At 43.8% G+C, this 13,236-nt stretch carries 8 protein-coding genes; 3 read left to right on the top strand and 5 right to left on the bottom strand.

The genetic code is table 11. The annotated features are described in order from the left end of the window. Window positions 1-40: 40 nt before the first annotated feature. Window positions 41-484 carry a terminus macrodomain insulation protein YfbV gene (gene yfbV, locus Q4Q52_RS09095; RefSeq protein ID WP_086010619.1) on the top strand — a complete coding sequence of 148 codons (444 nt, stop codon included), beginning with the start codon at window positions 41-43 and terminating at the stop codon, window positions 482-484. Between the two features lie 44 nt (window positions 485-528). On the opposite strand, the gene pflA is transcribed toward yfbV, so the two are convergent. Continuing rightward, complete coding sequence (gene pflA / locus Q4Q52_RS09090) at window positions 529-1,269, bottom strand: pyruvate formate lyase 1-activating protein (protein ID WP_063884797.1); 741 nt, start codon at window positions 1,267-1,269, stop codon at window positions 529-531. Between the two features lie 63 nt (window positions 1,270-1,332). Continuing rightward, the gene (pflB, locus tag Q4Q52_RS09085; protein WP_107404297.1) at window positions 1,333-3,615 is read right to left on the bottom strand and encodes a formate C-acetyltransferase; all 2,283 of its coding nucleotides are present in this window, start codon (window positions 3,613-3,615) and stop codon (window positions 1,333-1,335) included. 1,264 nt (window positions 3,616-4,879) lie between these two features. On the opposite strand from pflB, the gene focA reads away from it, so the two are divergent. Together focA and Q4Q52_RS09075 are read left to right on the top strand one after the other, a co-directional pair. Then, window positions 4,880-5,872, top strand: a complete 993-nt coding sequence (gene focA / locus Q4Q52_RS09080; protein WP_259541584.1) for a formate transporter FocA — start codon at window positions 4,880-4,882, stop codon at window positions 5,870-5,872. Window positions 5,873-6,004: 132 nt separating this feature from the next. After that, a complete protein-coding gene (locus tag Q4Q52_RS09075; protein ID WP_311990427.1) occupies window positions 6,005-7,324 on the top strand; it encodes an IS4 family transposase in 1,320 nt (439 codons plus the stop codon). 105 nt (window positions 7,325-7,429) lie between these two features. On the opposite strand, the gene Q4Q52_RS09070 is transcribed toward Q4Q52_RS09075, so the two are convergent. From Q4Q52_RS09070 to cysK, 3 genes are all read right to left on the bottom strand, one after another. Beyond that, the gene (locus tag Q4Q52_RS09070; RefSeq protein WP_311891746.1) at window positions 7,430-10,081 is read right to left on the bottom strand and encodes a TonB-dependent receptor; all 2,652 of its coding nucleotides are present in this window, start codon (window positions 10,079-10,081) and stop codon (window positions 7,430-7,432) included. 642 nt (window positions 10,082-10,723) lie between these two features. Continuing rightward, the gene (locus Q4Q52_RS09065; RefSeq protein WP_311891745.1) at window positions 10,724-11,728 is read right to left on the bottom strand and encodes a TDT family transporter; all 1,005 of its coding nucleotides are present in this window, start codon (window positions 11,726-11,728) and stop codon (window positions 10,724-10,726) included. A gap of 401 nt (window positions 11,729-12,129) precedes the next feature. After that, on the bottom strand, window positions 12,130-13,098 hold the full coding sequence (gene cysK, locus Q4Q52_RS09060) for a cysteine synthase A (protein WP_006085400.1): 969 nt from the start codon (window positions 13,096-13,098) through the stop codon (window positions 12,130-12,132). Between the last annotated feature and the right edge of the window lie 138 nt (window positions 13,099-13,236).

The raw sequence follows: 13,236 nt of genomic DNA, 5'->3' as shown, positions 1-13,236 counted from the left end.
TATGGTAAAAGCAGTATTCCATTGTAGTTGGTGTCTAAAATTGAGCATTAAGATCCTCAAAACCTTAGGTGATGGTCATCAATATATGAAGACTTGGCCTATGGTTAGACAACTGGGTTTTTATTTCCCTGAGTATCGGGTCGTCCGAGCTACTCAGCTCGCCATACTGGTGATGCCAGTGTTGGCGTTTTTTGTGAGTATGAGCCAGCTGTATATTCACGGTTGGGCATTTCTGCCCCAAGCTGTCACTCTCGGTTTATTTTTCATCAGCTTACCGTTGCAGGGGCTGCTGTGGTTAGGTTGGCGAGCGCGCCATCCATTACCGTTAACGCTGTTCGACTGGAGTAACCAGTTGAGTGCGAAGTTGTCGTCCATGGGTATCAATTGCCAAACTTTAGGCGCTAAAGCCTGTTATCTCGATATGGCACTGATTTTAAAAATAGCCTTTGAGCGTTTAGATGCCAGTTATTGGGAAGAACTTTAGGCCGTTGCCGCTGTTATCCGTATTGGCTTTTCTATTACTGTGGATTAATAAATCGCGTTAATCCCTTGCCCAACAAATACGGCTTTGATCTTTTCCATGGTTTCTCGGCTCGGTGGTGATATGCCATCGAGTTGATAGCTTTCGCCCATGGCTTCCCACTTGTGTTTACCTAATTCGTGATAGGGTAGTAATTCTACCTTTTCAATGTTTTTCATGGGCTTGATAAACTCGGCCAGTTGTAATGCCGATGCTTCATCGTCGGTAAATCCGCCCACCACCACATACCGTATCCAAGTTGCTTGATTACGCTCTGCCAAATACTGCGCAAATTGCAATGTTCTATGGTTGCTGACTTTGGTTAACTCAATATGTTTTTCATCATCCATGTGTTTGATGTCGAGCAGGACCAAGTCAGTGTGGTCGAGTAACTCATCAATCACTGGCGTGTACTTACGTACAAAACCATTGGTATCTAAACAGGTATGAATACCTTCTTGCTGACAGGCTGTGAATAATTCGGCGACGAATTCTGCCTGTAAAATTGCTTCACCACCACTGGCCGTAACACCACCATTGCTGGCATCGAGAAAAGGCCGATAGCTGATGATTTGACTCATTAACTCATCGACCAGAACTTCTTTTCCGCCATCAAGATCCCAAGTGTCACGGTTGTGGCAATATTGGCAGCGCATTAAACAGCCCTGCATAAAGGTGATAAACCGTATGCCGGGACCATCTACTGTGCCAAAGGATTCCACTGAGTGGATCCGACCGATAACTGCCATTGTGACTCCTGTTAAAATAAGTGAGGCTGTAGCACAGTGTACTACAGCCTTGACTAATTTAGCTTACAGACCTTTGGTGAATGTACGCGTGATCACATCTTGTTGCTGCTCTGGCGTCAGTGAATTGAAGCGCACTGCGTAGCCAGAAACACGGATGGTCAGCTGTGGATACTTGTCTGGATGCTTAACAGCATCTTCGAGCATCTCGCGGTTCATCACGTTGACGTTCAAGTGTTGGCCACCTTCTTTTTTGTCATTGTGGTCGAAGTATCCGTCCATCAATGCCGCTAAGTTGGTACGGCGAGCATCATCATCTTTACCCAGCGCATTTGGCACGATTGAGAAGGTATAAGAGATACCATCTTGAGCGTGGGCAAATGGGAGTTTTGCCACTGAGGTTAAAGAAGCGATTGCGCCTTTTTCATCACGGCCATGCATAGGGTTTGCACCCGGCGCAAATGGCGCACCTGAACGACGTCCATCTGGTGTGTTACCGGTTTTCTTACCATAAACCACGTTTGAGGTGATGGTCAGAATTGACTGAGTTGGGATCGCATTGCGATACATTTTACGGTCGCGAATTTTCGCCATAAAACGTTCAACTAAATCACAGGCGATATCATCAACTCGTGGGTCGTTGTTACCAAATTTTGGATAGTCACCGCTGATTTCGAAATCAACTGCAATGCCGTTTTCATCACGAACAGGTTTTACAGTGGCGAATTTGATGGCAGACAGTGAGTCGGCTGCGATAGACAGACCCGCAATACCACAAGCCATAGTGCGACGTACGTCTCTGTCGTGCAGTGCCATTAGCGCGGCTTCGTAAGAGTACTTGTCGTGCATGAAGTGGATTGAGTTCAGTGCTGTGACATATTGCGTCGCTAACCAATCCATTAACCCGTCTAAGCGATTCATCACGTCGTCATAGTTTAATACGGCGTCAGTGATAGGGTCGGCTTTAGGGGCAACTTGGATTTTCAGCTTTTCGTCAACGCCGCCGTTAATCGCATACAACATAGTTTTAGCTAAGTTGGCGCGGGCACCGAAGAACTGCATATGTTTACCAACAACCATTGGGCTTACACAACAGGCAATAGCGTAGTCGTCTGATTGGAAATCTGGACGCATTAGGTCATCGTTTTCATATTGGATTGAGCTAGTGTCGATAGACACTTTGGCGCAATATTTTTTGAAGCCGATGGGCAGTTTATCTGACCACAATACTGTGATGTTTGGCTCTGGACTTGGACCCATAGTGTAAAGGGTGTTCAAGAAACGGAAGCTTGATTTAGTCACTAACGTACGGCCATCTAAGCCCATACCGCCGATTGACTCAGTCGCCCAAATTGGGTCGCCAGAGAACAATTCATCGTATTCTGGAGTACGTAGGAAACGTACCATACGCAGTTTCATCACGAAATGGTCAATCATTTCCTGAGCTTGTTGCTCAGTTAAGGTGCCATTTTTCAGATCGCGTTCAATATAGATGTCGAGGAATGAAGAGGTACGGCCTAATGACATCGCCGCGCCGTTTTGGCTTTTCACTGCGGCTAAGTAACCGAAGTAAGTCCATTGAATTGCTTCTTGTGCAGTGGTCGCTGGGCGAGAAATATCGCAGCCATATTTGGCAGCCATTTTCTTCATTTGACCTAGTGCACGGTGTTGCTCTGCGATTTCTTCACGTAATTGGATAACATTTGATAATTCTTCACCCGCTTCGAACTGCGCTTGCAGTGAAGTGAATTGGGCAAACTTATCTTTCATCAGGTAATCGATACCGTAAAGTGCCACACGGCGATAGTCACCAATGATACGGCCACGGCCATAAGCATCAGGTAAACCGGTTAAAATACCTGATTTACGGCAAGCCATAATTTCTGGGGTGTAAACATCGAACACACCTTGGTTATGGGTTTTACGCAGTTCTGAATAGATGTATTTAACGTCTTCATCTAGCACGCGGTCGTAGGCAGCGCATGAGCTTTCCACCATACGAATACCACCATTAGGCAACATAGCGCGTTTTAGCGGCGCATCTGTTTGTAAGCCAACGATAGTTTCTAATTCTTTGTTGATGTAGCCAGCGTCGTGGGAAGTGATGGTAGAGACCATCTTAGTATCGAAATCAACAGGCGCGTGGGTACGGTTTTCCTGTTTGATGCCTTCCATGACTTTATCCCACAGGATTGTGGTCGCTTCGGTGGCACCGGCAAGGAATGATTCGTCGCCTTCAAAAGGCGCGTAGTTTTGTTGGATAAAGTCACGTACATTGACTTCAGATTTCCAATCGCCAGGGGTAAAGCCTTCCCATGCGTTGGCAAACAGTTCAGTTTTTTCGGTCATCGTACTAATACCTTCTGGTTGAGATAAAGGTTATTGGCGATCAGCGTGAAGCGATGCTGAGTATAAGCCAATAGCTAATTCCTGAAATAAAGCTCCCTTCATGATGACGCCCTATGATGGGAACTGGATTTTGAAGTGCTGTCACTCCAAAAGTCTGTCTATTGATACCCGATAAGATGACAAATATTCGCTTACTTTGATTATCGGCTACCGATCAATCTCTTTTGTAATTGGTAAGACCAATTGCCCACAAGCATATTAACATAGGTCTGCCGCTATCGCATCTTAAACGGATTGGTTTGTGCTCGCTTAATCCCAAATTTGCTAGCTAGGTAGCATTTTTTTACTACTATTAGGAATACAGCACGCTTTTCTACTTGGTGTGACATTCAAACTTGTCACTCCTTAAATCACTAAGCCTTTGGTTGTTGCCATTTACTGTCCCCCTTTATTTGGGAGAAATCTATCCTCGTATCGATTGATTTTTGCTGGGATGGCGTGATGGCCGGATAAATAGGGTATGACAGTGGTTGTTGTGTTCGTGACTTAGAAACAAGCTCCTTGTTAGCTATTTGTATTAATTGTAGTTTATTCGCTAATCTCGTTGATGCTTAGGGAATGGCATAGGGTTTCTCCCTCTGGGCAAACGGTAATACCTGAATTCCGCTAGAAATCATAAAAGAGTGGCTGAGCAAGGCTTTTGCTACTCATCAGGCATGCTGTCGCTTGCTGCTGGGCTAAACTGTCAATACTGATGTGTGGGGCGCTGGCGGAGTCAATACCGTGGATATTGAAGCGTGCGAGTCAATCTATTGCCCCATCTTTGTTTCACTGCCAAATCAATGCTTCACGACTGAGTAGATCTGAGTTTACTGAAGCTGATTTTGTGAACCGTTTGATAGCGAGTTTGATAACGAGTGTACTTGAGAGTTGAATTAGCTGGATACGAGCCATTTTGGTGTTATGGACAACCTAAATAGCATGTCATTCTGATGGCTAGAATTGACCTGTATTGGTAAGACCAATTAACCTTTTGTGTTTTTGGCTTCAAAGTTTTCACATTTTTGGTGTGAATAACATCACGCTTTAGCAATATCTACTTCACAGCATTAGCGCGTTGTATGGTACAAAGCGAGACTTTAGTGAATCATCATTTTCAGCAAATCAACATCTCGGTTTTGATTCGTGCTATCTGCGCAACGGCGCTGCAGGAGAGATATATGCTACGCATTCAAGTCTGTTTATCTGAAGTTGGAGTCATGCAATGAAAAGCCCAAATCCATCATCAACCCCAACGGTGACAAACACTGCCCACGAAGCACCACAGGTTTCAGCGCACTTTAGTTGTTATAATCAGGCGGAAATTTACGGTACCAGCAAAGTGGTTAAAGCGCCTTGGCAATCCTTTGGCCTGGCTGTGTTTGCTGGCGCCTTCATCGCCTTAGCCTTTGTATTTTATCTGACAGTGACCACAGGTGCTGGCGATGCGTCTTGGGGTTTAGTTCGTTTCGTTGGGGGGATAGCCTTTAGTTTAGGCCTGATTTTAGTGGTAGTTTGCGGCGGCGAGCTGTTTACCAGTTCAGTACTCAGTACCGTCGCCTGGGCACAAAAACAAGTCTCTGGCGCTGAATTACTCAAATGTTGGTGCCGGGTTTATGCGGGCAATTTTGTCGGCGCTATACTGATGGTTTGTTTGATCACCGCCGCGGGCATGTATGAACTCGATGGTGGTAACTGGGGATTAAATGCCCTTAAAGTGGCGCAACACAAACTGCATCACACTTGGATCCAAGCTTTTAGCTTAGGCATTTTGTGTAACATGTTGGTGTGTTTAGGCGTGTGGATGACCTTCGCCAGCCGTGATGTGTTGACTAAATCCCTACTGTTGATCTTACCCGTGGCCATGTTCGTCAGCAGCGGTTTTGAACACAGTATCGCTAACCTGTTTATGGTGCCTATGGGCATGATGATCCAATCTATCGCCAGCCCAGAATTCTTTGCATCTTTAGGTGTGACTCAAGAGCAGTTTGCCGATTTAACCGTGACTAACTTTATATTCAACAACTTAATCCCCGTCACCCTAGGCAATATTGTCGGCGGTGGTGTGATTGTGGGTTTAGGTTATTGGTGGATAGAGCAGGGGAAAACGACGTCAAGTGATCCACACAAAGCTCACCATGAGCACTTTTCAACGCCCCATTCACATACCGAAAAACCTCAACATGCGAGTGAAATTAAGCTGACGAAGCATTCCTAGAATGTTTTAAATGACCCGTTGAACGATAAGAAAATGCCCAGCAAATAGCTTAATGCCGATCGTTTTAAGTAGTTGAACGATCTTTCAAGGGCTTCATAATCAGCCGCAACCTAAGTTGCGGCTGATTTTTTTATGTCTGAATTTTCTAAAGAGCTACTCGTTACTGCTGAATTTTGCCAATCGCAGGATATTGATGTATTCGCCAAACATGTTCCCATGGATTGGGTGGCTGAGGCTGTGCAACAAACTGGCAGGGCATCACTTCGAACCCGCCGTTTCCCTGCAGAGCAAGCTGTTTGGTTGGTTCTAGGCATTGGTTTGATGCGTAACCGCTCGATTCAGCAAGTCTGTGATACGCTCTCACTGGCGTTTCCCGACGCCAAGGGGGAGCTCCCGCCACTGGCGACCAGTAGCATCATCAAAGCCAAAGAAAAGTTGGGTTCAGAGCCCATGCGTTATCTGTTCAAAACAACCGCTGCACAGTGGGAAACACAGTGCGAATTTGATGAGATAGCGGGATTGAAATTGCTCAGTGTTGATGGGACGTATTTTAAGACGCATAACACTGAAGAAAACCATCACTTTGGCTTTGCACAAAGCACGGCTTCTTTTCCCTCTGTGCTGGCGGTCACCTTAATGTCTACGCGTAGCCACTTACTTTCTGATGCGGCTTTAGGGCCTGTTACCCACAGTGAAATTCACTATGCCCAGCAATTGGTTGGCTCAGCTCCCGAGCATTCGCTCACGTTGTTTGACCGTGGGTTTATGTCTGCCGAATTGCTCATCAGCTGGCAAGGAAGCGGTGCAAACACCCATTGGTTAACCCCGATAAAGTCTAAGACCCGCTATCAAATTATCGAGTCATTCTCAGAGTATGACCATCTGGTTGAGATGCCGGTATCACCCCAAGCTAAACAGCAAGCGCCTTATCTGGGGGAGAGCTGGCAAGCCCGCCTTATCCTTATTCCGTCACCCAAAGGTGATATCAAAGGGTTTATCACGTCATGTCTATGCCCCAACACTTATCCAGTGAACGATTTGCTCAAGGTGTATTGGCAGCGATGGGAGATAGAGAGGGGTTATGGCGAGCTGAAGCAATATCAACTGGAAAATAAACCCGTCTTGCGCAGTAAGAAGAAGGATGGGGTGTATCAAGAATTATGGGGGATCTTGACGACCTACAATATTGTTCGGCTAGAGATGGCCGCAATGGCAGTACAGCATAAAGTTGAGCCACAGAGGATAAGTTTCATTAATGCCCTGTTTTTAATCCAGGATGAGTTTGGTTGGAGCGACAGAGGGAGTCCAGGAGCGATCCCACAGCACTTAAAACGACTGAGGGAAAATGGCAAGAGGTTGATTTTACCCGCGAAGAGGAAGCGGCCCAGCTACCCGCGTGTGGTGCTAAAGAAAACGGTGAAATATCCAAGTAAAAATGCCACTCGCTCTTAAGCGAGTGGCATTATGCAAATAGCTGGGCATTTTTTATGCTTATTTACTGGGTTTCGCAAATACAGCAAATAAAAATGGCATCCAAAGATGCCATTTTTGATTAGGTTAGAATTTAACTTTGTAACCAGCAAATACTACACGACCTAAGATGTTGTGTGTATCTGTATCGTACCCAGGGTAACCTAAACTATAGTTTACATTTGGCATTGCATCAAATAGGTTGCGCGCACCTACAGTAACTTTTCCATAATTGTTAAAGTCATAGTTTAGCGTCATATCCCAAGTTGTAAACGAAGAGAAGTCTTGCTTATTAGTGCCTGCTTCTTGTTGTTGTGGTGTTTCGCCATCATAGGAATCAATATATTTAGCGATTAAAGACGCAGAGAAATCGTCAATAGCATAGCTAAATGTAGTATTGAAACGTAGTGGTGGATAACCTTTAGTTCCTAAAACATCATAGCGTTTAGCGATTGGACTTGCTTGCTCTGAATATTCAAGTGCATATGTACCCTCAACAGCAAACTTTAATTCGCCCATACTGCCTAGATCGTATTTAGACGTAAAGGATACATCTAGACCTGAAGTTTGTACGCCATCCATGTTGATGTTGCCAGCACCAATTTCATCTATTGTGCCATCAGCTTTACGTTTTACATAAATATAGTTTGGATCGTAAGCACCTAAACCAGCTGTCGCTTCTAAGTCGACAATAGTTTGAGCATCGATATAACTTACTTGGTCAGTAATTTCAATATTGTAGTAATCAACAACCAAATCAATATTTTCGGTGATGTTCCATACTGCACCGAATGAGTATTGAGCAGATTTCTCTGGATCTAAGTCTTTATTACCCGAACTTTTACGTAAATACTGGTTATCTTCACATGCTTTGTTACCTGCTTGTTGATCATCAGGTAAGCTTTGGCACAGAGTTGTATCAGTTATTGAATCATAACTTGTTGCTGGCTCGCCTAGTAAGTCGTCTAAAGACGGTGCTCTAAAGCCTTGTCCATAAGATGCTCTTAATACTAAGTTATCAAGCACTTCATAACGCACGTTAATTGAACTTGATAATTGGCCAACATCAGGAAGACTGTATTGGTCATAACGACTAGCAAGTTTAACGTTTAAATTTTCTAGAACTGGAAGCTCTAATTCAACAAATGCCGCTTTATAGCTTCGGTCACCAGCTGAATCACCACCATAAGTACCTAGTACATTGCCTGCCGCTTGTTGTGCATCACGAGTATCTTTGTACTCCATTTTTTGATATTCAACACCGACGGCATAGCCTAAATCGCCACCAGGTAATGCTATTGGTGCTAAAGCTGCCCAAGATAAACCTGTACCAGTTGTGTTCGATGTCGCTTTACGTGTTGCTGTATGCAAAAATGTATCTAAGGTTGCCTGTGTTGCATTGCCACCTTCCACAAAAGGGTTATACAGTTCTTTATCTACAGCTTCTTGTAACTTATCTTCAAAGACATAAGAGTCCGTTTCGATATTAACGACTTGATCAGAATATTGAACATACCAGCTTAATGAACCAGCATCTAATTCAAGATTCAAGCCAGTAACGATATCGACTACATTTGAGTCGAATTCTGTTTTGCGATCAGCTACACCTTTTAAGCGGTGATAGGCTTGAACCTCTGACGCTTGAGCTGTGCCATATGTTGGATTTAACTTGTTATCAGCAGCCATATATAGATTAGGAGTCCATAATGCTGTTGAAGATGTGGTTGATTTATCACGCATTACAATTGCTTGACCAAACCACTCTAGTTCATCAGTAATGCGATGAGTCATATTTGAAAAAATAGAGTCTTTAGTTTGTTCAGGTAAGTAATCTGTGCCATCAAAATGACTGAATCCACAGGCCGAGCCATCTTTAGTGGTAATAACTCTATCAGCAGGACAGTCTTTACCTGGAACTTGTAATCCTGTGTAAACAGGGTCATCAAATGTTCCATCAGCGCCTTTTCCTGGGCGAGATGCTACAGGACGATATGTTCCTTCTGGAGCATACAAACCACTTCGACCATATTTTTGGTCCCAGTTAGCTGTTATGTGAGGGCGTTGTCCACCTTGCAGAGGGTCAAATGCCTTATGTTCGATAACAACTAAACTACTACCTTTATCATCAGTTTTACCAAATGTAATAGAAGCAGATTTTTCATCACGGCCACCTTGTGTTGGGCTACCGAATTTTGCATCGAATGCTAAGCCATCGAATGTCTTTTTAAGAATGATGTTAATTACACCACCGATAGCGTCAGAACCATAAATAGCTGATGCACCATCACGTAAAATTTCGATACGCTCAATTGCATCCATGGGGATTAAGTTGAGGTTGGTTGAATCACCACCAAATGTTGCGGAAGGAGCGATCCGACGTCCGTTAATTAATGTTAGCGTACGGTTAGAGCCTAATCCGCGCATACCTGAACTTGCATGGTTACTTGCTGAACTTCCAGCGTCACTAATAAAACTTCCCGCAGTGTTAAATGGCATTTGTGCTAATACTGCAGAAACGTCGCTTAAGCCTGTTTTAGCTATATCTTCAGCCGATAAAACCGTAACAGGCAATGCTGATTCCATATCAGTTCTTTGAATACGAGAACCTGTTACTTCAATACGTTCAACTTTTGCACCGTCTTCAGCAGCAAATACTGCTGAAGTTGATAATGCTGCTGTAGCAGCTCCGCTGATTAACGCAAAGCGAACTGCTTTGGCTAATGTAGATTTTGCGCGCATTCTATTCTCCCTTAACATTTGTTTTTTTTGTTTAATTCTTATTTTATTAAAAGTCACTTTTGTAACCAATAAGTGTCACCTTTAATTAGGTTCAAGATATAACCACAAGGAAATAACAAGTGCAACATTATAAATGTTGCTTAAATTGTTTCAAATTTGTAAATTTCTATTCTAAATGTTTTTTTACAAAGGGTTTGTGCATCATTAATGCCGTTAATGATGGCTACTTAGTACTGGTTTTGATGTTTTTTTGTTAAGCATGTTAATTAAATGTTTATTTGTTTTTTATAATTGTTTTCATTTTGTTTTAATTTGCTTTTGGTTAAATCATACTTTTTTATTATTTTTATAGGGAAAATAGCAAATTTTGCTTATTTAGTTAGTCATTCTGTATCTCTTCAGGTTTTCTTGTGCAGCTTAACTTTATATATAGAATTTCATGCTGTTTAAGTTAGATGGCTGATTCTCTTAAATATGCACTTTTTTAGAAGGGCTAGGATAGGTTCGGTTTGAAATTGAACTGATTTTTGAGGGTTTTATTAATATCTTCGTTACTCAAAAAAAGATGAATCTCGATTCATCTTTCTTTGAGTTTTGGTAGGTTATTCCAATTAATGTGTACAGAGCGCATAAAATTGAGAATTAATTTTTACTTGGTTCTATTCTGTTTATTAGCTCTTCCACTTTAAATTGCAGTGGAAAGTAGTGTGCTAAATAGCGTAGAGCAACATAGGCAACCACTAAGGTGGCGATCACAAGCTCGAATTCTGCTAAGTATTTTATCCATATCGCTAACTCACCCATGTTGTTGAACTGGGTTAACCAAGCGGCGGTTTTAAAGAGCGCGGTAGCACCGATCACCATAGGGAAGGTAAAGGCTGCGTATCCCGGGCTAAAGGGCAGCTTTAACAGGTGAAAGAAGGCTAAGTAGATGATGCTGGTCATCAAAATGGCGATGCTCAGTAGTAGGGCAACTAAGGGAATTGACGTCTGCTCGCAAACGGTTAGATAACCTGCGAGTGATAAACTAGCGGGCGCCGCGAGAATCGCAATGGTTGGTTTAGCGGCATCAGGTATTGCCTGACAGAAAATGAGGCGATAGAGCATTAAAGGCAGCATGACTAAGTAAGCTAACATCCCAAAAACCAAAATGGCGTTTGCTAGCCATTGGTAGTCAGATACAGGGAAAGACACCGCCGCGACTATGATGCCAATCGGTGGCACGAACCAGCTTGGTACCATGTGCTCGAGTTTAAAATCGATGGCGCGGTAGTAGATAAACGCGCTTAAGAAGAGCACATGTATACCTATGGCCACTAGCCACAGGGTTAAGCCAGCTTGGGGGAAATAATCGCCGAGTGTTTTAGACACGACCATCAGCCCCATGGCGAAGGTAGGGATCACGCTACCAATCACTGGGTGGCTGAGTTCGTCCTTTAGAATTGTCGGATGCAGCATAAACTTACCCATGAGCAGTAACAGCAACACAGAGGCGATGATGGCACCTGTGAGTTGTCCTGCGCCATTAAGTGACGGTGTCATGTTCTCCCAAGTCCAACCTAAGCTGGCAATGGCAAGTGCCAGTCCTGCCATAGGGCTGGGAAGTTTAGCTGCGTGGGATGTCCAGCGTTTGCGTTTTGAAGTCATGTTGAATACCTCTCAATACTGACAATGCTTAACATCGCTTTTTTGGGGCGCTGTTTTGATGTCCTCAGTGTACTGCGGGTATTAAGAATAAATAAATTTGATTAATTTTATTCATAAAGTAATTTTTTCTTATCAATATTGGTGTTAATGGCGTTGGTATAGGTTGAGGGGGAAAAGGCATAAAAAGGAATGGATTGACGAGAATATCCGTTCTTTATAACTCACTGAGCCGCTAATGCTACTGGTGATACTGAGAACTATGAGCTGCATCCAAACTTGAGCCGGAACTTGTTTGCGCTCTGCAGTCGGGATCTAATTAATGCAATGTCACAAATAAAAAATACCCAGCAGAGGCTGGGTATTTAAAGGGCTGGGTATTTTAAAGGGGAATCCAACGTCAACTATTGAATGTTTTCTTCGTCGCCGAATTGGCCTTGGAACAAAACTGAAGATAAGTAACGTTCGGCAGCCGATGGCAAAATCACCACAATGGTTTTGCCCGCAAATTCTGGCAATTCAGCGATGCGGTTTGCGGCAACAACGGCGGCACCCGATGAAATACCTACTAAAATACCTTCTTCTTGCATTAAGCGACGGGCCATGTCGATGGCCTCATCGTTGGTGACAGCTTCTACGCGGTCAATCAACTCTAAATCTAAGTTACCAGGGATAAAGCCTGCGCCAATACCTTGGATTTTATGTGGACCAGGTTGTACCGGTAAACCCGCCAAGGTTTGCGCAATCACAGGAGAATCTGCTGGCTCAACCGCCACTGAGGTAATGGTTTTGCCTGCTACTTTTTTCAAGTAACGGCTGACACCTGTAATCGTACCGCCCGTACCTACACCGGCAACAAACACATCCACTTCGCCATCGGTATCATTCCAGATTTCTGGACCTGTGGTTTTTTCATGGATTTCTGGGTTAGCAGGGTTATTAAACTGCTGTAATAAAATGTATTTTTCAGGAGCCGATTGACGGATTTCTTCCGCTTTATCAATTGCACCTTTCATGCCTTTCGCGCCTTCTGTCAGCACGAGATTTGCGCCAAGGGCTTTGAGCAGCTTACGACGCTCTAAACTCATGGTATTTGGCATCGTTAGGGTAAGCTTATAACCACGGGCCGCGGCAACATACGCCAACGCAATACCTGTGTTGCCAGACGTCGGCTCAATCAGCTCGTGGTCTTTAGTCAGTAGACCCTTTTTCTCGGCATCCCAAATCATATTGGCACCGATACGGCATTTAACACTGAAACTTGGGTTACGCGCTTCGACTTTGGCCAGCACTTTACCTTGGCTAACACGGTTTAAACGTACTAGCGGGGTATTACCAATAGTATATGAATTGTCTTCGAAAATTTTGCTCATGGATTGCTTGCTCCTATGTTGGCACTATTGAATCATAATCTGCTGTGGCGCTTTTAGAAGTGATTGTTTGTTCTTCTTTATTCGATTTGGTTATTAAAGGATGTGCTGTTATTCGCAAACCCTGATTGGCAGCCAGTT

The organism is Shewanella sp. SP1S2-4 (assembly GCF_031932075.1).
GTDB lineage: Bacteria > Pseudomonadota > Gammaproteobacteria > Enterobacterales > Shewanellaceae > Shewanella > Shewanella baltica.
The sequence above is the reverse complement of the archived record's forward strand: the minus strand, read 5'-3'. Positions and strand labels throughout refer to the sequence as shown.

Bases quoted from the DNA above. Each gene is read 5' to 3' on its own strand.
- pflA (WP_063884797.1), bottom strand. From the start codon at position 1,269: ATGGCAGTTATCGGTCGGATCCACTCAGTGGAATCCTTTGGCACAGTA.
- Q4Q52_RS09075 (WP_311990427.1), top strand. From the start codon at position 6,005: ATGTCTGAATTTTCTAAAGAGCTACTCGTTACTGCTGAATTTTGCCAA.
- Q4Q52_RS09065 (WP_311891745.1), bottom strand. From the start codon at position 11,728: ATGACTTCAAAACGCAAACGCTGGACATCCCACGCAGCTAAACTTCCC.
- cysK (WP_006085400.1), bottom strand. From the start codon at position 13,098: ATGAGCAAAATTTTCGAAGACAATTCATATACTATTGGTAATACCCCG.
- pflB (WP_107404297.1), bottom strand. From the start codon at position 3,615: ATGACCGAAAAAACTGAACTGTTTGCCAACGCATGGGAAGGCTTTACC.
- focA (WP_259541584.1), top strand. From the start codon at position 4,880: ATGAAAAGCCCAAATCCATCATCAACCCCAACGGTGACAAACACTGCC.
- Q4Q52_RS09070 (WP_311891746.1), bottom strand. From the start codon at position 10,081: ATGCGCGCAAAATCTACATTAGCCAAAGCAGTTCGCTTTGCGTTAATC.